22 protein-coding genes and 1 riboswitch are annotated in these 23,176 nt (G+C 74.2%); of the genes, 12 read left to right on the forward strand and 10 right to left on the reverse strand.

The features are described 5' to 3' along the window. Nucleotides 1-46: 46 nt before the first annotated feature. Nucleotides 47-2,344, reverse strand: a complete 2,298-nt coding sequence (locus EAD96_RS21790) for an FtsX-like permease family protein (protein ID WP_121685607.1) — start codon at nt 2,342-2,344, stop codon at nt 47-49. Next, nucleotides 2,341-3,015, reverse strand: a complete 675-nt coding sequence (locus tag EAD96_RS21795; RefSeq protein WP_121685608.1) for an ABC transporter ATP-binding protein — start codon at nt 3,013-3,015, stop codon at nt 2,341-2,343. Before EAD96_RS21795 ends, EAD96_RS21790 begins: the two co-directional genes overlap by 4 nt. Nucleotides 3,016-3,202: 187 nt before the next feature. Between EAD96_RS21795 and EAD96_RS21800 the strand changes: the two genes are divergently transcribed. Together EAD96_RS21800 and EAD96_RS21805 are read left to right on the forward strand one after the other, a co-directional pair. Next, the gene (locus EAD96_RS21800) at nt 3,203-4,453 is read left to right on the forward strand and encodes a sensor histidine kinase (protein WP_121685609.1); all 1,251 of its coding nucleotides are present in this window, start codon (nt 3,203-3,205) and stop codon (nt 4,451-4,453) included. Then, complete coding sequence (locus EAD96_RS21805; RefSeq protein WP_120569655.1) at nt 4,450-5,118, forward strand: response regulator transcription factor; 669 nt, start codon at nt 4,450-4,452, stop codon at nt 5,116-5,118. Before EAD96_RS21800 ends, EAD96_RS21805 begins: the two co-directional genes overlap by 4 nt. A gap of 27 nt (nt 5,119-5,145) precedes the next feature. On the opposite strand, the gene EAD96_RS21810 is transcribed toward EAD96_RS21805, so the two are convergent. Continuing rightward, nucleotides 5,146-5,475: a hypothetical protein gene (locus EAD96_RS21810; protein ID WP_091043629.1), complete on the reverse strand. Its 330-nt coding sequence runs from the start codon at nt 5,473-5,475 to the stop codon at nt 5,146-5,148. A gap of 132 nt (nt 5,476-5,607) precedes the next feature. On the opposite strand from EAD96_RS21810, the gene EAD96_RS21815 reads away from it, so the two are divergent. The 4 genes from EAD96_RS21815 (at nt 5,608) to EAD96_RS21830 (ending at nt 9,425) form a co-directional block, all read left to right on the forward strand. Then, entirely contained in the window at nt 5,608-6,339 is a 732-nt protein-coding gene (locus EAD96_RS21815) for a histidine phosphatase family protein (protein ID WP_120569654.1), read from the forward strand. Continuing rightward, on the forward strand, nt 6,323-7,186 hold the full coding sequence (locus EAD96_RS21820; RefSeq protein WP_120569653.1) for an NAD(P)H-hydrate dehydratase: 864 nt from the start codon (nt 6,323-6,325) through the stop codon (nt 7,184-7,186). Before EAD96_RS21815 ends, EAD96_RS21820 begins: the two co-directional genes overlap by 17 nt. A gap of 147 nt (nt 7,187-7,333) precedes the next feature. Next, nucleotides 7,334-8,818, forward strand: coding sequence for a S8 family serine peptidase (locus EAD96_RS21825; protein WP_120569652.1), 1,485 nt, complete (start codon nt 7,334-7,336; stop codon nt 8,816-8,818). 106 nt (nt 8,819-8,924) lie between these two features. After that, a complete protein-coding gene (locus tag EAD96_RS21830) occupies nt 8,925-9,425 on the forward strand; it encodes a hemerythrin domain-containing protein (protein WP_120569651.1) in 501 nt (166 codons plus the stop codon). A 65-nt stretch (nt 9,426-9,490) separates the two neighbouring features. Here the strand turns inward: EAD96_RS21830 and EAD96_RS21835 are convergent, their stop codons facing one another. Beyond that, nucleotides 9,491-10,297, reverse strand: a complete 807-nt coding sequence (locus EAD96_RS21835) for an SDR family oxidoreductase (RefSeq protein ID WP_120569650.1) — start codon at nt 10,295-10,297, stop codon at nt 9,491-9,493. Nucleotides 10,298-10,402: 105 nt separating this feature from the next. Continuing rightward, nucleotides 10,403-10,492, forward strand: a riboswitch (ZMP/ZTP riboswitch). 18 nt (nt 10,493-10,510) lie between these two features. Here EAD96_RS21835 and EAD96_RS21840 point away from each other — a divergent pair. Continuing rightward, nucleotides 10,511-11,947 (forward strand): glycine hydroxymethyltransferase, encoded by a 1,437-nt coding sequence (locus EAD96_RS21840; protein ID WP_013286616.1) that lies wholly within the window; start codon nt 10,511-10,513, stop codon nt 11,945-11,947. A gap of 58 nt (nt 11,948-12,005) precedes the next feature. On the opposite strand, the gene EAD96_RS21845 is transcribed toward EAD96_RS21840, so the two are convergent. The 6 genes from EAD96_RS21845 to EAD96_RS21870 form a co-directional block, all read right to left on the reverse strand. Next, nucleotides 12,006-12,257, reverse strand: a complete 252-nt coding sequence (locus EAD96_RS21845) for a hypothetical protein (protein WP_013286617.1) — start codon at nt 12,255-12,257, stop codon at nt 12,006-12,008. A gap of 27 nt (nt 12,258-12,284) precedes the next feature. Then, nucleotides 12,285-13,628, reverse strand: coding sequence for a PLP-dependent aminotransferase family protein (locus EAD96_RS21850; protein ID WP_120569649.1), 1,344 nt, complete (start codon nt 13,626-13,628; stop codon nt 12,285-12,287). Nucleotide 13,629: 1 nt separating this feature from the next. Next, nucleotides 13,630-14,733 carry an alpha-hydroxy acid oxidase gene (locus tag EAD96_RS21855; RefSeq protein WP_120569648.1) on the reverse strand — a complete coding sequence of 368 codons (1,104 nt, stop codon included), beginning with the start codon at nt 14,731-14,733 and terminating at the stop codon, nt 13,630-13,632. Next, entirely contained in the window at nt 14,726-15,700 is a 975-nt protein-coding gene (locus EAD96_RS21860) for an alpha/beta hydrolase (protein ID WP_121685610.1), read from the reverse strand. Before EAD96_RS21860 ends, EAD96_RS21855 begins: the two co-directional genes overlap by 8 nt. Further along, entirely contained in the window at nt 15,697-16,920 is a 1,224-nt protein-coding gene (locus EAD96_RS21865) for a cytochrome P450 (protein WP_120569646.1), read from the reverse strand. The genes EAD96_RS21860 and EAD96_RS21865 overlap by 4 nt, the downstream gene beginning before the upstream one ends. Nucleotides 16,921-16,986: 66 nt before the next feature. Beyond that, nucleotides 16,987-18,270, reverse strand: coding sequence for an SGNH/GDSL hydrolase family protein (locus EAD96_RS21870; protein ID WP_199733257.1), 1,284 nt, complete (start codon nt 18,268-18,270; stop codon nt 16,987-16,989). Between the two features lie 312 nt (nt 18,271-18,582). Here EAD96_RS21870 and EAD96_RS21875 point away from each other — a divergent pair, with 312 nt between their 5' ends. The 5 genes from EAD96_RS21875 to EAD96_RS21895 are packed head-to-tail and all read left to right on the forward strand — an operon-like array spanning nt 18,583 to nt 23,142. Then, nucleotides 18,583-20,145 carry a class I adenylate-forming enzyme family protein gene (locus tag EAD96_RS21875; protein WP_121685612.1) on the forward strand — a complete coding sequence of 521 codons (1,563 nt, stop codon included), beginning with the start codon at nt 18,583-18,585 and terminating at the stop codon, nt 20,143-20,145. After that, a complete protein-coding gene (locus tag EAD96_RS21880; RefSeq protein ID WP_120569643.1) occupies nt 20,142-21,362 on the forward strand; it encodes an MFS transporter in 1,221 nt (406 codons plus the stop codon). The genes EAD96_RS21875 and EAD96_RS21880 overlap by 4 nt, the downstream gene beginning before the upstream one ends. Nucleotides 21,363-21,398: 36 nt before the next feature. Further along, complete coding sequence (locus EAD96_RS21885; protein WP_120569642.1) at nt 21,399-21,791, forward strand: MmcQ/YjbR family DNA-binding protein; 393 nt, start codon at nt 21,399-21,401, stop codon at nt 21,789-21,791. Further along, nucleotides 21,788-22,420 carry an HAD family hydrolase gene (locus EAD96_RS21890; protein WP_121685613.1) on the forward strand — a complete coding sequence of 211 codons (633 nt, stop codon included), beginning with the start codon at nt 21,788-21,790 and terminating at the stop codon, nt 22,418-22,420. The genes EAD96_RS21885 and EAD96_RS21890 overlap by 4 nt, the downstream gene beginning before the upstream one ends. 41 nt (nt 22,421-22,461) lie before the next feature. Further along, nucleotides 22,462-23,142: an SGNH/GDSL hydrolase family protein gene (locus tag EAD96_RS21895; protein ID WP_120569640.1), complete on the forward strand. Its 681-nt coding sequence runs from the start codon at nt 22,462-22,464 to the stop codon at nt 23,140-23,142. The last annotated feature ends 34 nt before the right edge of the window (nt 23,143-23,176 follow it).

The following is a 23,176-nucleotide window of genomic DNA, read 5'->3' on the forward strand; positions in this document are numbered from 1 at the left end:
CGGGACCATAACCGGCCCCACCGACACCCGTGGAACCGCCGGGGCGCTACTCGCTCCGCAGGGCCGTCGCGGTCCGGGTCCGGGCCGCCCACCCGGCCGGCAGCAGCGCTCCGAGCAGTGCCGTCAGCGGCCCGCCCAGCGCCAGCGCCGTCAGGAGAAACGGCCCGTACACGTCGAGCAGCGCCTCCGGCAGGTGCAGTCCGCCGCTGGCGGCCATCGTCGGAACGACGAGCCGGTGCATCGCCACACCCGCGGGTACGCCGAGCAGCCCGCCGACCAGACCGACGGCGGCGACCGAGGCGACCACCATCGCGATCGTCTGGCCCGGCGTCATGCCGAGCGCCTTGTGCACACCGAGATCGTGGACCCGGTCGCGCAGGTCGAGCACGAGCATGTTGAGCACGCCCAGCGCGGCCACCGCGAGCAGCAGCAGGGTCAGCGTGGCGGTCAGCCCCTCCACGACCAGCAGGAGCGGGTCGGTCTCCCCGCCGCTCGGCCGCGCCGTGAGGCCCCGGCCGGCGAGTGCGCCGGTCAGCGCCCGCGCGTAGGCGCCGGCGTCGGTGTCCGGGGCGAGCGCGACGCGGTACTCGGACGGATTCCGGCCGGTGGGCGTGGCGGTACCGGTGAACACCGCCATGACGGACTCGAACACCTCGCCGACGATGCGCAGGCGTACCGGTGCGCCCTCGATCCGGACCGTGACGGTGTCACCGATCCGCGCTCCGGTGGCGGTCAGCAGGGGTCCACCGACGACGGCCTCGCCGGGTGCGGCGAACCAGCGTCCGGACACCATCTCGAAGCCGTCCCACGCCGCGTCGCCGGTGATCGTCGTGACGGAGACCGGATCGGCGATGCCCGCGACGGTGCCCGGTGCCTGCGTGCGGCCGTACCGGGCGCGGGTGCCCGGCTGCGCGTCGATCGCCGCCAGCACCGCGGCCGGATCGGCGGTGGGAGCGGCGACCGGTCCGGCGTCCGGATCGCCGGTCACCGTGACGTCCGCGACGTCCTGGGTGAGCGCGGTCTGGATGCGCAGCAGCGACGCGGCGAGCCCGGTCGCGAACGTCATCGCCGCCGCGCCGGTCGCGACCGCCAGCAGGATCGCGATCGTGCGGGCCGGCCGGGCGAACGGGCGGGCCAGGCCGAGGCCCACCGGCCGGGCCACCGGCAGCCGCGCCGCCAGCCGCGACGCCCAGCGGCCCCGCGCCGGACCGGACGCCCGTCCGACCGCGATGGCGTCCACGGTGCGGAGCCGCCCCGCTCTCAGCGCGGCCGCCCACGCGGTCAGCGTCACCACCGCCAGCACCCCGCCGGTGGCCAGGACGGTCACCCACCAGGCGATGGTGGTGTTCGCCGAACCGTAGACCTCCTCGGTCTCGGCCAGTACCGGCAGCGCGAGGAGGTTCCCGGTGACCGTTCCGGCGACGGCACCCACGGCGGCCGGGAGCAGCGTCTGCGCGACGAACGCGCGGACGACACCCGCGGGGGTGCAGCCGAGCGCCTTGAGGATGCCGATCCGGCGGGTGGCGGCACCGACCGTCCCGGCGACGACAGTCCCGACCACCAGCAGCGCCATCACGATGCCGAGCAGCGCGAACGCGACGAGGAACGGCACGAAGACGGCCGCGTCCTCGACGGCCTGCTGCCGTACGTCGAGCCAGGATCGGGCGCCGGTGACCGCGCCGGCGGGCAACGTGGCGACCACGGCGTCCCGGCCGGTCGCGACCTCCGTCGGGGTGCGTGCGTCCGTGAACCGGTAGAGCATCTGGTACCCGTCCGCCGTGTCCGGCCCGTCGAGTACGCCGACGGCGGACGGCAGCACCCAGGCCCCGGCGGTGTCGCTGATCGACCGGGCCGTACCGACCACCGTGAACTCGGCGCCGCCGGGTGTGGCCAGGCGGGAGCCGGGCGGCACGCGGACGGCGCCGCCGCTCAGCACTATCTCGTCCGGACCGGCCGGCCACCGCCCGCCGGCCAGCTCGATCCGGTCGACCGGGCCGCCGGGATCGGCGCGGGCGACGACTGTCAGCGGCGGCGTCCGCATCCCGCCGCGCTCCGTGAAGGCGACCACCAGCACCCGGTACGGGCCGGCGGCGGCAACCACGCCCGGCGCCGAGGCCGACGCGGCGAGCTGCGGTTCCGTCACCGCACCGGAGTCCGCCCGCACGGTCAGGTGCGCTCCCCGCTGGGCGGCGAACGCGTCGTCGAAGGGCGCCTGCGACGCGACGAGCAGCCCGCCGCCGAGCACCGTGGCGGTCACGGCGGCCGCGGTGACCAGACCGACGACGACTGTCTGCACCCGGCGGCGCCGTACGCCGGACCGGACGACCCGGCCGAGCCCGCTCACCGCCGCACCTCGACCCGGCCGTCGCGCAGGCGGATCGTCCGGCCGGCGGACGCCTCGGCCAGCCGCAGGTCGTGGGTGACGAGCACGATCGTCTGGCCGCTGCGGTGCAGCTCGTCGAGCAGGCGCCGGACGTCCTCCCCGGAGGCGGTGTCCAGCGCGCCGGTCGGCTCGTCGGCCAGCAGCAGCGCGGGCCGGTTGATCAGGGCGCGGGCGACGGCGACGCGCTGGCGCTCACCGCCGGAGAGGCGTCCCGGGTAGGCCTGCGCGTGCCGGGCGATGCCGAGCGAGTCCAGCAGGGAGGCCGCGTGTGCGCGCGACGCGCGGGCCGGGGCGCCGGCCAGTTGGGCGGGCAGCAGGACGTTGTCCAGCACGGTCAGGTCGTCGAGCAGGTTGAAGAACTGGAAGACCAGCCCCACGTGTGCGCGCCGGAACCGGGCCGACGCGGCCTCGCCGAGCTTCTCCAGCCGGGTGCCCGCGACGGTCACCGTGCCGGCGTCCGGCCGGTCCAGCGCGGCGAGCAGGTTGAGCAGCGTGGACTTTCCGCTGCCGGACGGGCCGAGCACTGCAACGCACTCGCCGGGCCGGACGGTCAGCGACACGTCGTGCAGTGCGGGCGGCCCCTCACCGTAGCGGCGGGTCACCCCGCGTACGTCGATCACCGGATCGGTCATGTGTCGCCCCTTGTGGTCGGGCCGGTCGATTGGACGCCGTGACGTTAGGTGCGGGCCGCAGGTCGGGGCATCGGTCCGGCGACGCACTGCCGTACCGCCGGAGGTGGATCTTCGTCCGGGGTCATCCCTGCGATGTAGTCGCAGTGCACACCGTGACCGATGCCCCGGCCGGCGCGCGGCGGCGAGAATGTGGCTCGTGAGAGGCATCGTGGCGACCGGACCGCTGCCGAGGCCGGGCTGGCGGGCGCTGCTGCTCGACGCGGCGCTGGCGGGTGTGCTCGGGCTGGTGTGCTTCCAGGCCGCCACCGACGACGTCGGCGTCCCGCCCCCGCCGTTGCCGCTGCCGCCGGTGGCGGTCCCGCCGGAGGTGCAGCCGGCGCCACCCGGGTCGACGCTCGGGGCGCTGCTGCTGGTCTTCGTCATGTGCGCGCCGCTGGTGCTGCGCCGCCGGTATCCGCTCGCGGTGCTCTGGGCCACGACGGCCGCCGCCTCACTGGTCCTGGTGACCGACGGGGACCGGCAGCCGGCCCTGTTCCCGTGCGTGGTGCTGACCTGCCTCGTCGCCGTCTACAGCGCGGCGGCGCACAGCCCGTACCGGCTGCCGGTGCTGGCGTCGGTCCCCGTGGTGGCGCTGCTCGCCCTGGGCCTGCGGGAGCTGATGGTGGTCACGGTGCCCGCGGACCGTCTTCCGTTCGTCGTGCTGGCTCCGCTGGTCGCCGCCGCGGGCGGCCACCACGTGTGGCGGCGACGGGCGGGCGAGGACCGGCAGCGGCTCACCGCCGAGGCCCGCGCCCACGAGCAGGCGCTGCGCGACGCGGTCGCCGGTGAGCGGGCCCGCATCGCCCGCGAACTGCACGACGTCGTGACGCATCACGTCAGCGTGATGGTCATCCAGGCCGGCGCCGCCCGGACGGTGCTCGCCGCCGCACCGGATCAGGCACGGGAGGCGCTGCTCGCCGTCGAGTCGACCGGCCGGTCCGCGCTCACCGAGCTGCGGCACGTCATGGGCCTGCTGGCCGAGTCCGAACCGGACGACCCGGAGGACCCCCAGCCCGGCATCGACGACGTGCCCGAACTGGTCGAACGCATGCGTGCCGCCGGCGTGCCGGTGGGCCTGACCGTCTCGGGCGAGCGCCGGCCGGTCACCTCCGGTGTCGGGCTGACGACCTACCGGGTGGTGCAGGAGGCGTTGACCAACATGGTCCGGCACGCGCCGGGCGCCGCCGGCACCGTCGTCGTCGAGTACGCGCCGGAGAGTCTGCGGATCGAGGTCGGCAACACCGAGCCCGGCGTACCGGCCGCCACCGGGGTGTCGGGCGGGCGCGGCCTGATCGGGCTGCGGGAACGCCTCGCCGTCTACGGTGGGACGTTGCGCGCCGGCGCCCGGCCGGGCGCCGGTTACCACGTCGAGGCCGTGATCCCGTGGGAGGCGACATGACGGTACGAGTGGTGGTCGCCGACGACCAGGCGCTGGTCCGTACCGGATTCCGCATGATCCTCACGGCCGGCGGGGTGGACGTGGTGGCCGAGGCGGCGACGGGCGCGGAGGCGGTGGACGCGGTGCGCCGCACCAGGCCCGACGTGGTGCTCATGGACGTGCGCATGCCCGAGCTCGACGGTCTCGAGGCCACCCGCCGCATCCTCACCGGGGCCGTCGCGGCGCCGCGGGTCATCATCCTCACCACGTTCGACCTGGACCAGTACGTCTACGCCGCGCTCGCCGCCGGGGCGAGCGGCTTCCTGCTCAAGGACGTGACGCCGGAACACCTGGTCGCGGCCGTACGCCTGGTCCAGGACGGGGACGCGCTGCTCGCGCCCGCGATCACCCGCCGGCTGGTGCGGCGCTTCGCCCGCCGTGACCCGCAGACGGCGGCGGTGCACCGCGACCTGGCCACGCTGACCCGGCGCGAGACGGAGGTCCTGCGCCTGCTGGCCGGCGGCCTGAGCAACGCCGAACTCGCGGACGCGCTGCACCTGTCCGAGGCGACGGTGAAGACCCACGTCGCCCGGATCCTGGCCAAACTCGGTCTGCGCGACCGGGTCCAGGCGGTGGTGGTCGCCTACGAGACGGGGCTCGTGAGTCCCGGTTCGCCTGAGGACTGACCGGTCCGGCGACGGCCGGCAACGTGCTCAGGTGATCAGCAGCGCCCCGACGACGATCAGCGGCACCGAGACGAACAGGAAGATGCCGACGCCGGTGAGCACCCGCCCGCCGCCGCCGTCCTCCCGCTCGGGCGCCAGGCCGAACGTGGACCGGGCCGGCAGCATGCCGATGCGGCTCAGCGTCAGGTCACCGGTCATCCCGATCACGGCGCCGACGATCATGAACGCCACTCCCACCCGGTGCGTGAAGTCGCCGCCGCCGACGGCCACCCAGATGCCGACCGCCGCGGCGATCACCACCGCGGCGATCACGAAGAGCACCAGCGCCTCCCGCAGACCCCGCACCACCGTCGACATGCGCGCCCTCCCTCGGACCCGGGGTCGTCCCGAGTCGTGGGACATTCTGCCGCGTCTATGCAACGGCGCGCAGCCCGTGTGTCGCCGGTCCGGCGCGGTTATCCCCGGCCGGGCCCGGGTACCGGGAGCCGCATGGCGGAGATGGCATCGCTCTGGATCGTCCGGCACGGCGAGAGCACGGCGAACGTCGCGGCCACGGCGGCCGAGACGTCCGGCGCCGAGCTGATCGACCTCACCCACCGCGACGCGGACGTGCCGCTGTCGGCTACCGGTGAGGAGCAGGCACAGGCGACCGGCCGCTGGCTGGCCGGGCTGCCGGACTCGCAACGGCCGGACGTGGCGGTGGTGTCGCCGTACCTGCGGGCGGTCCGGACGGCCGAGCTGGCGCTCGACGGCACCGGGATCCCGACGAGCGTCGACGAGCGGCTGCGCGACCGGGAGCTGGGCATCCTCGACGGGCTCACCGCCCACGGCGTGACCCGGCGCTACCCGGAGGAGGCGCAGCGGCGTACCCGGCTCGGCAAGTTCTACTACCGGCCGCCCGGCGGCGAGTCCTGGACCGACGTGGCGCTGCGGCTGCGGGCGCTGCTGGGCGACCTGCGCCGCGACCACGACGGGGGCCGGGTGCTGCTGTTCGGCCACGACGCGCTGGTCTTCCTGCTGCGCTACCTGGTGGAGGGGCTCACCGAGGCGGAGCTGATGGCGCTGACCCGCGAGCACGTGATCGCCAACTGCTCGGTCACCGGCTGGCACGCCGACGACTCCGGCCGGCTCGTGCCGGACGTGTTCAACGACGTCACCCACCTGCACCGCCAGGGGGCGACACCCACCAGGGAGGACGAGGTCCATGCCGAGCCGGTCTGACGTGATCACCCCCGCGCTGCTGCGGGACTGGGCGCTGCCGGTGCCCACCGGCGGCAAGGAGGCGCGCGGCACCGTGCTGGTGGTCGGCGGTTCCCGGTTCACCCCCGGCGCGGTGCTGCTGGCGGGGGTGGCCGCGCTGCGGGCCGGGGCCGGCGTGCTCCAGCTCGCCGCGGCCGAGTCGACGGCCCCGTCGCTGAGCATCCAGGTGCCCGAGGCGCTCGTGGTCGGCCTGCCGGAGACCGACGACGGCGCGGTACGCGGCGACCCGGGCGACCTGCTCGGCGGGCTGGTCGCCGAGGCGGACGTGGTGGCCGTCGGCCCCGGCCTGAAGGACATCGACGCCACCGGGGAGCTGCTGCGCCTGGTCCTGGACGCGGCCGGGCGGGAGACCGCGCTGGTGCTCGACGCGTACGCGCTCGGTGCGCTCAGCCACGCGCCGGATCTGCTGGTCGGGTCCGGCCGCAAGGTGGTGCTCACGCCCAACCTGACCGAGGCCCAGCACCTGCTGGGCCGCGATCCGGGCGACGACCTGGACGCCGAGGCGGTGGAACTGGCCGGCCGGTACGACGCGGTCGTGTCGCTGTACGGGCACATCGCGACGCCGGACGGCCGGGCCTGGCGGGAGGAGAGCGGGGACGCCGGGCTGGGCACCTCGGGCAGCGGCGACGTGCGCTCCGGGCTGCTCGCGGGCCTGCTCTCCCGGGGTGCCGACCCGGCGCAGGCGGCCTGCTGGGCGGCGTTCGCGCACGCGGTGAGCGGGCAGCGGCTGGTCCCCCGGTACGGGCGGATCGGCTTCCTCGCCCGGGAGCTGCTGGACGAGATCCCCTACACGATCGCCACCGTCTGACGATCGACTTCACGGGCGCGCGGGAGGTGTAACACCCGGGGGCGCGGCGGCGCTGGTCCGGGCGAGGCCGGTACTTCGCCGTGCCTCCGCCCGGACCGCAGCCCGTTCAGGGGTGCGGTCCACCCGCACGAACCCCTGGGAGTCTGTGTGAACAATCTCCGTCGCAAGACACTCGCCGCGGCGTCCGCGGTGACGCTCGGCGCCGGGCTCGCCCTCACCGGCGGCATGTCGCCGGCCGCGGCCGCCGGACCGGAGACCTCGTATCTGGTGCTCGCCCCGCAGGGCAACGGCACCGCCAAGGCCGCCGCCCGGGTGGCGGCCGCCGACGGCACCGTGGTGGCGGCGTACGACAAGATCGGCGTGCTGGTCGTGCGCTCGTCCGCCCCGGACTTCGTCACCCGGGTGGCGGGCGCCGGCGTCGAGTCGGTCGCCTCCACCGCCGGCCTGGGCACCGCCCTGGACGAGGGCGAGACGGTCGAGGTGCCGGCCGCCGCCGTCGCCGCGGCCACCGGCGACCCGACCGCCGAGCCGCTCTACAACCTTCAGTGGGACATGGACCAGATCCGCGTCCCGCAGGCGCACGCGGTGACCGGCGGCAGCCCGTCGGTCGTGGTGGGTGTGCTGGACAGCGGCATCTCCAGCAGCCACCCGGACCTGGCGACCCAGATCGCCAGGGACAAGAGCGCCTCCTGCGTCGGCGGTGTCCCGAACACCGCCGAGGCCTCGTGGAACCCCACCACCAGCGACCACGGCACCCACGTGGCGGGCACCATCGCCGCCGCCGTCAACGGCGCCGGGGTCACCGGCGTCGCGCCGGGTGTGAAGGTCGCCGCCGTCAAGGTGGTCAACGACGACGGCTACATCTTCCCGGAGGCCGCGGTCTGCGGGTTCATGTGGGCCGCCGAGCACGGCTTCCAGCTCACCAACAACAGCTACTACATCGACCCGTGGCAGCTGAACTGCCGCAACGACGCCCGCCAGCGCCCGGTGTGGAAGGCCGTGCAGCGGGCCCTGCGCTACTCGCAGTCCCAGGGCGTGCTGCACGTCTCGTCGGCCGGCAACTCGAACTGGGACCTGGCCCACAAGATCACCGACACCGGCAGCCCGAACAACGGCACGCCGGAGGACCGCGAGAACCTCACCAACGCCTGCCTGGTCCTACCGGCCGAGGCGCCGGGCGTGGTGACGGTCGCCGCGGTCGGCCCGACCGGTGAGAAGAGCTACTACTCCTCGTACGGCCAGGGCGTGATCGACGTGACCGCGCCGGGTGGCGACACCCGGTTCCGGACCCGGGGCGCGGTCTCGACGTCCGCCGACGGCATCCTGTCCACCACCTTCAACACCGCCACCCGCACCAACGGGTGGGGCTACAAGCAGGGCACCTCGATGTCCAGCCCGCACGCCACCGGCGTCGCGGCGCTGGCGCTGTCCGCGCACCCGGGCATGAACCCCGGCCAGCTGGCCTCGTTCCTGGAGCGCACGGCGGTGGCGAAGTCCTGCCCGTCGGGCGTCTACAACCCGGTGCCGCTGATCCCGGCGGGCCCGAACGCGTACGACGCGACCTGCTCCGGCGGGAACCGCAACGGGTTCTACGGCGCCGGCGTCGTGGACGCGTACAACGCGGTGAAGTAACCCAGACCCGCGTGGACCGGGCCCGGCGATCACGCCGGGCCCGGTCTGTTTGTCCTGGTCGGGCACCGGGTAGGGGGGCACCGTCAGCCGACTTAGGAGGTAACCGGTGTCCACCGACGCGATCGTCCTGCTCAAGGAGGACCACAAGGAGATCCGCCGCCTGTTCAAGGCCTTCCAGGAGGCCGAGGAGGGACCGGCGAGCAAGCGCGGGAAGATCGTCGGGCAGATCCTCGAAGCTCTCACGGTGCACACCTACCTGGAGAACGAGGTGATGTACCCGGAGGTCCGCAAGCTGGTGCCCGACGTCGAGGACGACATCCTGGAGTCGTACGAGGAGCACCACGTCGCGGACGTGCTCTGCTTCGAGCTGTTCACCATGGACGCCGACGACGAGCGCTTCAACGCCAAGACGACGGTGCTGATCGAGAACGTGCTGCACCACGTCGAGGAGGAGGAGCAGGAGTGGTTCCCGAAGGTGCGCGAGGCACTCGGCCGTAACCAGCTCCAGGAGATCGGCCAGCGGATGCTCGACCTGCGGCCGAAGGCGCCGAAGACGCCGACCGCTCCGAAGGCGCTGAAGAAGTCGCTGGACGCCGTGGTCGCCTGACACCGGGCCCGGAACGCGAGCGGGACCGCCCCTTTCCGTCGGGGCGGTCCCGCTCGCGTCGGTGCTCAGTCGCCCGAGCCGGGCTCGGCCATCTTCCGGTGCTGCTGCGCCTTCAGCCGATCCGGGACGATCTTGCCGGCGGCCACCTGGATCTTGTTGACCAGCGAGCCGGCGGCGACCTTGTGCTCCCCCTTCATCAGCGCCTCGAACGCGTCCTCGGCCACCTTGCGGGGGTCGTCCTTGCGCCCCTGGCCGACCCGGGTGTCCTCCATGTCGGCCCGGTCGAAGAACTCGGTGTCGGTCGGGCCGGGCATCAGCGAGGTCACCGTGACGCCGCTGTCCTTCAGCTCGTTGCGCACCCCCTCGGCGAAGGACTGCACGAACGACTTCGAGGCGTTGTAGACCGCCTGGTACGCCCCGGGCATGGTGGCGGCGATGGACGAGGTGAACAGCACCCGCCCGGCGCCCCGGCGGACCATGTCCGGCAGCAGCAGCTTGGCCAGGTGCACCGTCGAGCGGACGTTCAGGTCGATCACTGTCAGCTCGTCGGCCAGGTCGGTGCCGCCGACGAAGTCCCCGCCCGCGCCCCGGCCGGCGTTGAGCGCCAGCGCGTCGACCGGGCGGCCCAGGCCGGTCACCTCCCCGGCCAGCCGCCGTACGCCCTCGGGCGTGGCCAGGTCCACCTGGACCGGGTACACCTCCGGGCCGCCGTCGCGCCGCAGGTCGCCCGCCGCGCGCTCGATCGCCGCGTCCTCGGCGGCGACCACCACGTCGTACCCGTGCTCGGCGAACTGGACCGCCAGCTCGTACCCGATGCCGCTGGACGCGCCGGTCACCACGGCGAGCGGCCGTCCGGTGCTCGGTGTGGTCATGGTCGTGTCTCCTCTCCCCCGGGCCGGGTCGGGGCCGGCCTCCCCCACGGTGTGCCCCGGGACGGGCGGCCCAACCCCGCAGGTCCCGGCCGGGCCGGTAGGATCGGCACGGGCCGTGACTGGCGCGTGGAGATGGAGCACCATCGGGGAGCGGCCTCGTCATGAGGACGCATGCCGAGCGCCTGGGCCTTCCGCACGTCACCTGGAGGTCGCATGTCGCGCAACGCCGAGTCCACCGCCTTCCGCAGCGCGTTGGAGGTCGTCCGCGGCGTCGAGCCGCGCGTGGCCGACGCCATCGCCGCGGAACTGGCCGACCAGCGCGAGTCGCTCAAGCTCATCGCCAGCGAGAACTACGCCTCCCCCGCGACGCTGCTGGCCATGGGCAACTGGTTCAGCGACAAGTACGCCGAGGGCACCGTCGGGCGCCGGTTCTACGCCGGCTGCCAGAACGTCGACACCGTCGAGGCGCTCGCCGCCGAGCACGCCCGGGAGCTGTTCGGCGCGTCCCACGCGTACGTGCAGCCGCACTCGGGCATCGACGCCAACCTGGTCGCGTTCTGGGCGATCCTGGCCGACCGGGTCGAGTCCCCCGCGCTGCGCAAGGCGCAGGCGCGGCAGGTCAACGACCTCACCGAGGCCGACTGGTTCGCGCTGCGCCGCGAGCTGGGCAACCAGCGGATGCTCGGCATGTCGCTGGACGCCGGCGGGCACCTCACGCACGGTTTCCGGCCGAACATCTCCGGCAAGATGTTCGACCAGCGCAGCTACGGCACCGACCCGGCCACCGGCCTGATCGACTACGACCGGGTGGCCGAGGCGGCCCGCGAGTTCAAGCCGCTGATCCTGGTCGCCGGTTACTCCGCGTACCCGCGGAAGGTCAACTTCCGGATCATGCGGGAGATCGCCGACTCGGTCGGCGCCACGTTCATGGTCGACATGGCGCACTTCGCCGGGCTGGTCGCCGGCAAGGTGTTCACCGGCGACTTCGACCCGGTGCCGCACGCGCACATCGTCACCACGACCACGCACAAGTCGCTGCGGGGCCCGCGCGGCGGCATGGTGCTCTGCGGCCCGGAGCTGGCCGACCAGGTCGACCGGGGCTGCCCGATGGTGCTCGGCGGGCCGCTGCCGCACGTGATGGCCGCCAAGGCGGTCGCGCTGGCCGAGGCGCGCCGCCCCGACTTCGCCGACTACGCCCAGCGGATCGTGGACAACGCGCAGGCGCTCGCCGACGGGCTGCTGCGCCGGGGCGCCACGCTGGTCACCGGCGGCACCGACAACCACCTGGTGCTCATCGACGTGTCCGGGTACGGCCTGACCGGCCGGCAGGCCGAGCAGGCGCTGCTGGACTCGGGCATCGTCACCAACCGCAACTCGGTGCCGCAGGACCCGAACGGCGCCTGGTACACCTCGGGCATCCGCATCGGGACCCCGGCGCTGACCACCCGAGGGCTCGGCGCCGCCGAGATGGACGCCACCGCCGAGCTGATCCACACCGTGCTCAGCCAGACCACGCCGGGCACCGGCCCGGACGGCGCGCCGTCGAAGGCGAAGTACGTGCTGGACCCGGCCGTCGCCGAGTCCGTCGGCAAGCAGGCCGCCGACCTGCTCACGCCGTTCCCGCTCTACCCCGCCGTGGACCTGGGCTGACAGTCGTGACGCCGGCGCCCCGGGAGATCGTTCTCCCGGGGCGCCGGCGGTTACGGGGTCAGCGCAGCGGGCGCTTCAGGTGGTAGCGGTGGACCTCGGTGCTGCCCTGCACGTTGTTCACGTCCTCGGCGGCGGAGACCAGCTCCCACCCCTCCCGGCCGACCCGGTTGAGATGCGCGATCGCGGTGTCGCCGTACGCGGTCACGTCGGTGCGTGACCCGTCCGGGCCGTACCACACGAACGAGACGTGGAAATTGCGACCCTGACCCTGATACCGACGAACGAGCAACGCGTACTCCCAGGCAACCATTCGTCCATTATCAACAGAGCGACGGCGTCAGGAAACACGCGCTGTGGCGGAACCCTGACACTCCGGCGTCACGTCGTCCGGCATGGTGTCCGTGACCAGCGCGGCCAGCCGGTCCAGACCCAGATCGATGGACTCCGGTGTGACAGCACTCACCGACAACCGCAGCGCGTTCACCGGTGTGCCCGCGTCGTAGAAGTGCGCCATCGGGGTCCAGAGCACGCCGTACTCGCGCGCCGAGCGGTGCAGCAGCGCGTCGTCGACGGCGAACGGCACGCTCACCACCACGAAGAACCCGCCCGCCGGGACGGTCCAGGAGACCGGCCCGCCGGCCGGGAAGCGCCGGGCCAGGCCGTCGACCAGGTGGCGCAGGTTGCGGGCGTACGCGGCCCGCTCCCTGGTGTTCGCGGCCACCAGCGAGCAGTCGTGCGCGAGCAGCGCGCCGCCGATCACCGCCTGGCTGATCGGCGACGTGTTCACCGTGACCATGCTCTTGATCTTCGCGAGGTGGTCGGCGAACGGGACCGCGGTGCCGTCGGCCTCCCCCACCCGCTGGTCGGCCACCACGTAGCCGACCCGGGCGCCCGGCAGCACGGTCTTGGCGAACGAGCCGAGGTAGACCACCCGGCGGGCGGTGTCCAGCGCCTTCAGCGTGGGCCGCCGCGCGGTGCCGTCGGCCGGGAACAGGCCGTACGGGTTGTCCTCGATCAGCAGCAGGTCCTCCTCGGCGGCCAGGTCCAGCAACCGCCGCCGCTGCGCGGTGTCCATGCTGACCCCGGACGGGTTGGCGAAGTCGGGCATCACGTAGCAGCCGCGAGGCCGCAGCCCCTCCGCCCGGGCCCGGCGCAGCCCGGCGCGCAGGTCGTCCAGGTCGACGCCGTCGGGCCCGCCGGCCACCGGGCGTACCGGCAGGTCGACCAGGCGGGCCGCGCCGGTGAGCCCGACGTAGGTGGGCGCCACCGCGAACAGCACGTCGGCCGGGCCGGCCCGCAGCGCTCGCAGCACCAGGAACATCGCCTCCTGGCAGCCGACTGTCACCACAATCGACTCCGGGTCGACGGTGAGCCCCTCGTCCACGGCGAGGTGCCGGGCGATCAGATGGTGCACGACGCCCTTGGTGCGGCCGTACTGCAACAGCGTCCGGTCCACACCGGCCCGGTCCAGCCCGACCTCCTCGGCGAGGTGGCGGCGGAAGCGGTCCAGGTGCGTGTGCAGCAGCGCCGAGTCGAAGAACTCCTCGTACGGCCGCCCGGCCGCCAGCGACACCGCGTCCGGGTAGTGCTGCGCCACCTCGTTGAGGAAGTTCATCGAGTTCAGCGCCGGGTCGCCGACGCTGCCGTGCAGCGCCGTGACGGCCAGGTCGACGGGCTCCACGTCAGCCTCCGATCCGGGTACGCAGCCGCCGGGCCGAGGCCGGGTCGGGGCAGCCGCTGAGGATGAGGGCGTCGCGCAGTTCCGCCGCGAGCAGCGCCAGCGCCGCCTCGGCACCGGCCCGGCCGCCCGCCGCGAGCGCCCAGAGAAGCGGCCGGCCCAGCAGCACGCCGTCCGCGCCGAGCGCCAGCGCGCGCAGCACGTCGACGCCGCTGCGGACGCCGCTGTCCAGCAGCACCGCGCACCGCCCGTCGACCGCGCCGACCACCTCGGGCAGCATGGCCGCGCTGGCCGGGGCGGCGTCGAGCTGGCGTCCGCCGTGGTTGGAGACCACCACGGCGTCGACGCCGGCGTCCGCCGCGCGGACCGCGTCGCGCGGGTCCAGGATGCCCTTGACGAGCAACGGCACCCGGGTACGCTCGCGCAGCCACTCCAGGTCCGCCCAGCTCAGCGCCGGGGCGAACACCGCGCCGGTGTGCACCGCCACCGCCGAGACGCCCGGGGTGCCCTGGTGCGCCAGGTCGTCCCGGCCGCCGGGCAGGTTCGCGGCGGTGACGTGCGGCGGCAGCGCGAAGCCGTTACGGGCGTCGCGCAGACGCCGCCCGAGCACCGGCACGTCCACCGTGACCATCACCGCCGCGCAGCCGGCCGCCTCCGCCCGGTCGAGCAGGTCGGCCACCAGGGCCCGGTCGCGCAGCCAGTAGAGCTGGAACCACACCGTCGCGCCGGTCGCCGCGATCTCCTCGATCGGCGTGCTGGACAGCGTGCTCGCCACGTAGGGCACGCCCGCCGCGCGGGCCGCCGCCGCGAGCGCCGGCTCGCCGTCGGGGTGCAGCAGCCGCTGGTACGCCATCGGCGCCACGGCCACCGGCAACGCGGCCCGGCCGCCGGGCAGCGCCGCCTCGGTGGACGGGTCGTCCACCCCGGCCAGCATCCGGGGCAGCACCGCCACCCGGTCCAGCGCGGCCCGGTTCGCGGCCAGCGCGGTCTCGGTGCCGCTGCCACCGTCGACGAAGTCCCACACGTCGGCCGGGAGGACCGCCCGGGCCGGCGCGGCGAACTCGGCCAGGCTGGCCGGCGGCACGAACCCGTCCGGCGGGTCAGCCATGGTCGGCAACCGTCGCCGCCCGGGCGGGCGCCGGGTCGAGCCCGAATGCGCGGCGCAGGAAGGCCGCGGCCCGCTCCTGGGCCTGGCGGCCCGCGTCGAACACGCCGGGCATCGCGAAGAACCCGTGCACCATCCCCGGGTAGTGGGCCGTCTCGGTGGGCACGCCCGCCTCACGCAGCCGGGACGCGTACCGCTCGCCCTCGGCGCACAGCGGGTCGTACCCGGCGGTGACCACGAGCGCCGGAGGCAGGCCGGACAGGTCCTCGGCGAGCAGCGGCGACGCGAGCGGGTGGGCCGCGTCGCCGGGGTCGGCCAGGTAGTGGCCGCGGTACCACCCCACCGAGTGCCTGTTGAACAGCATCGGGTCCTCGTCGTCGCCGGGCCGGTGCCCGGGCCGCTGGTCGGTGTTCGGGTAGACCAGCAGCTGGGCGGCGAGCCGGGGGCCGCCGTCGGCGCGCGCCAGCAGCGTGACCGCGGCGGCAAGGTTCCCGCCCGCGCTGTCGCCGCCCACCGCCAGCCGGTCCGGGTCCACGCGGAACTCGGCGGCGTGCGCGGCGAGGTGCCGCAGCGCGGCGTGGCAGTCCTCCACCGCCGCCGGGAACGGATGCTCCGGGGCGAGCCGGTAGCCGACCGTCACGGTCTGGGCGCCGGTGAGGTTGACCAGCCGCCGGCAGATCCCGTCGGCCGTGTTGACACTGCCGAGCGTCCAGCCGCCACCGAAGAAGTAGACGAGCGTGGGCAGCGGCCCGTCGCCGTCCGGCCGGTGGATCCGCACCGGCAGCGGCCCGCCCGGGCCGGGCACCGTCGTGTCGCGTACCTCGGCGACCGGCTCGACCGGGCCGGAGCCGGCGCGGATCGCGGCGAGGTCGGCGGCGCGGGCCTCGGCGAGGGTCTGGGTGTAGAGCGGCACGGTGCCGGCGGCGGCCCGCGCGGCCCGCCACGCGACCACCTGCGGATCGAGTGTCATCCGGCCTCCCCGGTGGTGACGAAGAGTTTGTCGATACCGCGCAGGAACAGGCTCCCGCTGTACGTGTAGGGCTGGGTGACGGCGAGCCGGGGGAAACGCGCGAACAGGCGCGGCAGCGCCAGGCGGCCCTCCAGCCGGGACACCGCCGACCCGAGGCAGAAGTGCAGCCCGACACCGAAGGCCAGCGACGGCGGGCCGTCGCGGCGCGGGTCGAAGCGGTCCGGGTCGGGGAACCGGGCCGGGTCGCGGTTGGCGGCGGCGATCAGCAGCAGCACGTTGTCGTCGCGGTCGACCGGGACGCCGCCGAGGTCGACGCCGGCCGGGGCGGAGCGGGCCAGGAAGTGCACCGGGCTCTCCATCCGCAGCACCTCCTCCACGCAGCCGCGGGCCAGTTCGTCGTCGCCGGGCAGCGCGGCGGTCACGTCCGGGTGGTCCAGCAGCAGCGGCAGGCCGTTGCTGAACATGTAGACGGTGGTGACGAAGCTGGCGTTGAACAGCACGATCAGGTTGCTGATCAACTCTTCCTCGGTGAGGTCGACGCCGCCCGCGTCGAGCACCTCGACCAGCCCGCTGATCAGGTCGTGGCCGGGCGTGCGGCGCCGGTGGGCGATCAGGTCCCGGTAGTAGACGCGCAGCTCCTCGGCGGCCTGGTTGGCCCGGGCCAGCCGCTCCGGCGTCTTGCCGGACACGTCCATGTACTCGTCGATCCAGTCGACCCGCTGCCGGTACCAGGACAGGTCGGCCGCGGGCAGACCGATGAACTCGGCCATCACCAGCGCCGGGACCGGGTACGCGAAGTCGGCCACGAAGTCCACCTCGTGACCGTCCGCACCCACCTCGGCCATGTGGTCCAGGCGTTCGGCGACGATCCGCTCGATCACCGGCTCCAGCGCGCCGAGGCGGCGCGGGGTGAACGTCCTGGCGAACACCGCACGCATCCGGGTGTGGTCCGGCGGGTTGACGAACATCATCGAGGTGAGGAACGTGCGCAGGATCTCCTGCTCCTCCCAGCCGGGCGGGAAGCCCTTGTACCAGCCGGGGTCGCGCAGGATCTGGTCCACGATGTCGTACCCGCCGGCCACCGCGCTCACGGTGCTGTGCTCGGCCCGGGCCGGTACGGCGTTGATCGGCCCGTGCTCGTGCAGGGCCGCGTAGAAGGGATACGGGTTCTGCCGGCCCTGCTCGCTGTAGAGCCCGGTCAGGATCTCGCTGACGTCCACTGTCTCTTCCTCCCCAGGAAACGGCGGCGGGGGCGGCGTCGTGTCGACCGCCGCCCCCGCCCGGTGTCACAGTCCGAGCAGCTTCAGTGGCACGGCGTTCGCCATGGCCGCAGCGCCCGTGTCGTTCGGGTGGATGTGGTCACCCGAGTCGTACGCCGGCAGCAGCCGGCTCGGCTGGGCCGGATCGCGCATCACCGCATCGAAGTCGACGACGCCGTCGAACTCGGCCCGCCCCGGCCCGCGCAGCCAGGTGTTGACGGCCTGCCGGGTGGCGTCCTTCTCCGGCGTCCACACACCCGGGCCGCCGTTGCCCTCGTACGGCATGAGCGTGCCGGCGATGCTGGTCAGGCCGCGCGCCTGGACCTGCCGGTTGAGCTGGCGCAGCGAGGCGATGATCGCCTCCGGGCTGTCGCCGTTCATCCAGATGTCGTTGATGCCCAGGTGGGTGATGACGGTACGCACCCCGGTCTGCGGGAACACGTCCTCGTTGAGCCGGGCCAGCGCGTTCGGGCCGAGCTCGTAGTAGCCGGGGAATCCGCCCGCGCCGGGCTCGGTGCCCTCGTGGTTGAGCCGGTTGCCGGCCAGGCTGAGGTTGAGCACACCCGGCGTACGCGGCTCCGGGCGGGCGTCGATCAGCCGCTCGGCCAGGAAGTCCGGCCAACGACGGTCGGCGTTGACGGTGCTGCCGTTGCCGTCGCCGATGGAGTCGCCCAGCACCACCACCGAACCGGGCGTGACCTTGCGCTCCACGTCGATGCCGGACAGGAACATCCAGCAGCAGTTGGGCCGGATGGTGAAGCCCGCGCCGTCGGCCGCCGAGGTGAGGTCGGTGGCGCCGATGAAGTTGGTGACCTTGGACTGGCCGTGGAACGTCACCGGTCCGGTGAGCACCGGGAAGTACAGGGTGACCACCAGGTCCTCCTGCTCGGCCACCGGGAAGGCCACCGGGTCGCTGAGCAGCTCGGCGCCCTTGTTGATGGTCGCCGACCCGGCGCCGGAGAACGTCAGCTGGCGGACGCTCGCCGGGACGATGTCGGACAGGTCGTCGGGAGTGGTGGTGTTCGGCCGGGCGATCGTGGCGCGGCCGACCTGGACGGCCTGCTGGCCGTACAGGTTGGTCAGCCGCACCCGCAGGCGCGGCCCGCCGACCGAGGTCTGCACGGTCATCCGGATGCTCTGGTTGTTCAGGCCGGTCTCGGTCAGGCCCACGTTGTTCCCGCGGGTCACCGCCGCGGCCCAGGTTCCGGCCCACTCGGCGCGCCCGTGCCCGGCGCGGTCGTTCCCGGTCGGGCCGGCGCTCGCGGTGACCGCCGGGGTGGCGGCGATCAGCAGCGTTACGGCGGAAGCTATGACGTGCCATCTCTTCGGGGTCGGCATCGATCCTCCATGGTCGGCAGCCCCGGGCGTGACGCGGTCGGCGGCACCGGCCCGGGCGATGGACCGGAAACTAGCTTCCGGCCGTGACGAGCGTCAATCAACCTGATCGACATGATCAAATGCCCGGGGGACGTGACGCAGCGACGATCGGCTCTGTCCGCCGTGGACCGCGGCTGCCTAGGCTCGGGGCTGGCGGCGGTGCGGTCGCCGACCCTGGCACCTGCCGTCTTGTCCCGGCCCTGACCTGGCCGGACGCCGCTCGCGGACCATGATGGGGGCTGCCCGATGACCAACCGGCCGAACTACGTGCACGAGGCGCTGGAGCTGTTCGCCGGGTTCGGCGACCGGGAGGCGCTCGTCGGCGGCGGACGCCGCCTCACCTACCCCCGGGTGGCCGCCGAAGTGCGCGGCCTGGCCGCCGCGTTGCGCCGTCACGGGGTACGCCCCGGCGCCGCGGTGCTGGTGATGCTCGGCAACACGATCGACGGTCCGCTGCTGCAACTGGCCCTGCACCTGCTCGGCTGCCGGAGCATGTGGGTCGCCCCGGTGACCTCCCGGCGGGAGGTCGACGAGTTCGTCGCGCTGTCCGCGCCGGAGGCGTTCGTGTACGACCCACGGGACGCGCAGGCGGTGCAGGTCGCGGCGGGCCTGGCCGGCGTACCGGTGCTCTGCCTCGGCCCCGGCGGCGCCGGACCGGACCTGACCGCCGAGGCCGCCGGGCCGGCCGTGGAACTGCCCGCCGAGGTGCCCGCGCCCGAGTCGTTCCTGCAGACCAGCGGCACCACCGGCACGCCGAAGCTGGTGCACCACCGGGAGAGCTTCTACCGGCAGGTGCTCGCGCTCGCCGCCGACTTCCGGGGCGCCGGGTTCCCGCTGCTGCGGCACCTGTCGCACTCCCCGATGTGGCTCGCCAGCGGCCAGATCACCACGTTGTTCAACCTGTTCACCGGCGGCGTGCTGTTCCTGCGCGAGCAGTGGGACCCGGCCGCGTTCATCGCCACCGTGGACGCCGAGCGGCTCACCTCCACGTTCGTCACCCCGCCGATGCTCTACGAGGTGCTCGACCACCCCGACCTGCCGGGCGCCGACTTCTCCGCCATGTTCATGTTCAACGTGGGCGCCGGGCCCGCCGCGCCGGCCCGGCTGCGCCAGGCCATCGCCCGCTTCGGCCCGTGCCTGCGCATCGTGTACGGGCTCAGCGAGGCGGTCGTCATCTGCGCGCTGCCCGGCCTCACCGAGGACCCGGAGCACCCGGAGCGGCTGCGTTCCTGCGGCCGCCCGTACGGGGACGTCTCGGTCCAGATCCGCGACGCCGACGGGCGGGTGCTGCCGGCCGGCGAGGACGGCGAGGTGTGGGTACGCACCAAGCTGAGCTTCGCCGGCTACCACGGTCAGCCGGAGCTGACCGCCGAGACGCTCGTCGACGGCTGGGTCCGCACCCGCGACATCGGTCACCTCGACGCCGACGGCTTCCTCTACCTGGTCGACCGGTTACAGGACCGGATCCTCACCCGGCAGCGCAGCTGGCCGATCTACTCGCGCCCGATCGAGGACGTGCTCGCGGGCCACCCCGAGGTACGCGCCGCCGCCGTGATCGGCGTACCGGACCCGGTGGCCGGGGAGCTGCCGCACGCGTACGTGGTGCCGGCACCGGGCGCGTCGGTGACCGGCGAGGAGCTGATCGCGCTCGTGGTCCGGGAACTCAGCGAGACCTGGGCACCGGGCGCCGTCGAGTTCGTCGACGCGCTGCCGCTGAACCGGTCCGCGAAGGTCGACAAGCGCGCGTTGCGGGCCCGGTACGCCGCCGGACACCCGGCCGGCGCCGACCCGATCGGCAGTCCGGCGTGAACCCGCGCCGGGAGTTGTACACCCTGGTCGGCGCCGACCTGCTGTCCAACCTCGGCACCCGGATCTCGGTTGTCGCCATCCCCTGGCTCGTGCTGGAGACCACCGGCAGCCCCACCAAGATGGGGCTCGTCGCGGCGGCGGAGACGCTTCCGTACATGCTCTCCAGCGCGCTGGCGACCCCGTGGGCGGACCGGTTCGGGGTACGCCGTACCTCGGTGTTCGTGGACGCGGCCAGCGCCGTCGCGATGGCCGTGGTGGCGCTGGCGCCCTGGCTCGGCTTCGGCACCCTGCTGGTGCTGGTGGCGATCGCCGGCGGGCTGCGCGGCATCGGCGACCGGGTCAAGCACGTGCTGTTCAAGCCGGCCGCCGAGCGGGCCGGGGTGCCGCTGATCCGGCTCACCAGCGCCTACGACGGCCTGGCCCGCGGCATGACGCTGTTCGGCGCGGTGCTCGGCGGGCTGCTCATCGACTGGGTCGGGCTGACCCGGGCCATCTGGATCGACGCGGCCACGTTCGCGGTCTGCGCGCTGCTGATCGGCGTGCTGGTCCGGCCGCCCGCACCGGCGCAACCGGCGCCCCGGGAGCCGTACCTGCGGGCGCTGCGCGGCGGCTTCGCGTACCTGCGCACCGACCGGACGTTGATGACCATGCTGATCGTGGTCTCGGTGTCCAACATGTTCGCCAACGCCAGCGTCGCGGTCTGGATCCCGCTGTGGGTCAACGAGGTGCTCGGCGACCCGGCCGGGTTCGGCCTGCTGCTGGGCGTCTTCTCGGCCGGCGCGCTGCTGGGCAACCTGCTGTTCACAGTGGTCGGCACGCGGCTGCCGGCCGGGACGACGTTCGCGCTGGGGCTGACGCTCAGCGGCGCGCCCCGGCTGCTCGCGCTGGCGCTCAGCGACGACCTGGTCGTGGTGCTCGTGGTGACGTTCCTGTCCGGCATCGGCATCGCGGCGGTGAACCCGCTGCTCGGCGCGGCGCTCTACCAGCGGGTGCCGGGCGAGCTGCAGACCCGGGTGCTGGGCATCTCCGGGTCGGTGGCGTTCCTCGGCCTGCCCGTCGGCGCGCTGCTCGGCGGCTGGTCGGTGGCGCTGCTCGACCTGACCCCGGCGCTGCTGGTGATGTCGGGCGTCTGCCTGGTGCTGACCGTCGGGCCGCTGCTGCTGACCCGCGCGTCCCGGCGCCCGGCCGCGGAACCGGCCACGCCCACGCCGGTCTGAGCCGTCGTGTCGGGGGGTTTCGGTAGGGTCGGGGCCATGGCGACCTGGGACGACGTGCGGCGCATCGCGCTGGCCCTGCCCGAGACCACCGAGCGCGGCTCGCACGACGACCTGCCCGCCTGGCGGGTACGCGACAAGATGTTCGTCTGGGAACGGCCGCTGCGCCGCGGTGACATCGAGGCGCTCGGCGAGGCCGCGCCCGACAGCCCGATCCTCGGCGTCCGGGTGCCCGACCTGGGCGCCAAGGAGGCGCTGATCGCCGACGACCCGGCGGTCTACTTCACCACGCCGCACTTCGACGGCTACCCGGCGGTGCTGGTGCGGCTCGACCGGATCGACATGGACGAGCTGACCGAGCTGGTCACCGAGGCGTGGTACGCACGCGCACCGAAGCGGCTCGCCACGGCGCACCGGGCGGAGAACGCGTGACCGGCCCGGTGGACGCGATCGTCTTCGACATGGACGGCACGCTCGTCGAGTCGCACGCGGTGGTGCCCGCGGCCTACCGGGCGGCGGTGCGCGCCGGAGGCGGCCCGTCGTACACCGACGCCGAGGTCATCGCCGGCTACTCGATCGGCTCCCCGGCGGACCTGCTGACGCAGCTGCTGCGCCGGCCGGCCTCCGGCGACGACCTGGACCGCTACCACGCCGAGCTGGACGCGCTCGCCGGGCGGGTACGCGTCTACCCCGGCGTCGCGGACGCCCTCGCGGAGATCGCCGCCCGGGTGCCGGTCGGCGTGTTCACCGGCGCGAGCCACCGCGCCGCCGAGATCCTGCTCGCCCGGGCCGGCCTGCTCGATCACTTCGAGGTCGTCCTCGGCGGCGACCAGGTCGAGCGCCCCAAACCGGCGCCCGACGGCGTGGAGGCCGCCTGCCGCCGGCTCGGCGTGCCACCCGGCCGCGCCGCGTACGTGGGCGACTCGCCACTTGACGTACGCGCCGCCCGGCACAGCGGCGCGGTGGCGGTGGCCGCCGCCTGGGGTCACCAGTACGACCCCGACGAGCCGGCCGACCTCAGCCTGACCCGGCCCGGGGAGCTGCTGGCCCTGCTGCCCTGAGCCTCTTTCCCCGCACGGGACGCTCGGTTAGCCTGCCGGGCATGCCATCGACGTTGACCGAGGCGACGGACCCGTGGTGCCTGCGGCCCGGAGAGGCCGCCGAACTGCTGCGCGGGCACCCGTGGCAGCGGTTCGTGGTGCTGGGCGACAGCGTCGCGGAAGGGCTGTGCGAGCCGGCCGACGGCTACCCCGACCTCCAGTGGGCCGACCGGATCGCGGCCGAGCTGCGCGCGATCCGGCCGGAGCTGGCCTACCTGAACCTGGGCCGGCGCGGGCTGCGGGCACACGAGGTGCGGGCCACGCAGCTCGCCGACGCGCTGGCCTTCGCACCGGACCTCGCCCTGGTGGTGTGCGGCGGCAACGACGCGTTCCGGTCCGCCTACGACCCGGACGCGGTCGACGCCGAGCTGACCGCGATGATCGCCGCGTTGCGGGAGGCGGGAGCGGACGTGATCACGGTGGGCATGTTCGACGTGTCGCACAGCCCGGCGGTGCCGGACGCGCTACGCGCGGGCCTGGGCGAGCGGATGCGCCGGCTGTCCCGGCACACCCGGGGCGTGGCCGAACGGCTGGGCACGCTGCACGTCCACCTGACCGACCACCCGCTGGTGGCCGACCCGTCGCTGTACAGCAGCGACGGCCGGCACGGCAGCGCTCGTAGCGACGCCGTAGCCACCGCCGAAACCCTCCGAGTCCTCGCCACCCACGTCCCGCACCCCTGACCCACTCGTCCCGCTGCCCTGCCCTGCCCTGCCC

The sequence above is a fragment of the Micromonospora sp. BL1 genome, assembly GCF_003667485.1.
Taxonomy (GTDB): domain Bacteria; phylum Actinomycetota; class Actinomycetes; order Mycobacteriales; family Micromonosporaceae; genus Micromonospora; species Micromonospora tulbaghiae.

Bases quoted from the DNA above. Each gene is read 5' to 3' on its own strand.
- EAD96_RS21855 (WP_120569648.1), bottom strand. From the start codon at position 14,733: ATGGCTGACCCGCCGGACGGGTTCGTGCCGCCGGCCAGCCTGGCCGAG.
- EAD96_RS21875 (WP_121685612.1), top strand. From the start codon at position 18,583: ATGACCAACCGGCCGAACTACGTGCACGAGGCGCTGGAGCTGTTCGCC.
- EAD96_RS21835 (WP_120569650.1), bottom strand. From the start codon at position 10,297: ATGACCACACCGAGCACCGGACGGCCGCTCGCCGTGGTGACCGGCGCG.
- EAD96_RS21840 (WP_013286616.1), top strand. From the start codon at position 10,511: ATGTCGCGCAACGCCGAGTCCACCGCCTTCCGCAGCGCGTTGGAGGTC.
- EAD96_RS21800 (WP_121685609.1), top strand. From the start codon at position 3,203: ATGTGGCTCGTGAGAGGCATCGTGGCGACCGGACCGCTGCCGAGGCCG.
- EAD96_RS21860 (WP_121685610.1), bottom strand. From the start codon at position 15,700: ATGACACTCGATCCGCAGGTGGTCGCGTGGCGGGCCGCGCGGGCCGCC.
- EAD96_RS21795 (WP_121685608.1), bottom strand. From the start codon at position 3,015: ATGACCGATCCGGTGATCGACGTACGCGGGGTGACCCGCCGCTACGGT.
- EAD96_RS21845 (WP_013286617.1), bottom strand. From the start codon at position 12,257: ATGGTTGCCTGGGAGTACGCGTTGCTCGTTCGTCGGTATCAGGGTCAG.
- EAD96_RS21895 (WP_120569640.1), top strand. From the start codon at position 22,462: ATGCCATCGACGTTGACCGAGGCGACGGACCCGTGGTGCCTGCGGCCC.
- EAD96_RS21810 (WP_091043629.1), bottom strand. From the start codon at position 5,475: ATGTCGACGGTGGTGCGGGGTCTGCGGGAGGCGCTGGTGCTCTTCGTG.
- EAD96_RS21815 (WP_120569654.1), top strand. From the start codon at position 5,608: ATGGCGGAGATGGCATCGCTCTGGATCGTCCGGCACGGCGAGAGCACG.
- EAD96_RS21885 (WP_120569642.1), top strand. From the start codon at position 21,399: ATGGCGACCTGGGACGACGTGCGGCGCATCGCGCTGGCCCTGCCCGAG.
- EAD96_RS21805 (WP_120569655.1), top strand. From the start codon at position 4,450: ATGACGGTACGAGTGGTGGTCGCCGACGACCAGGCGCTGGTCCGTACC.
- EAD96_RS21820 (WP_120569653.1), top strand. From the start codon at position 6,323: ATGCCGAGCCGGTCTGACGTGATCACCCCCGCGCTGCTGCGGGACTGG.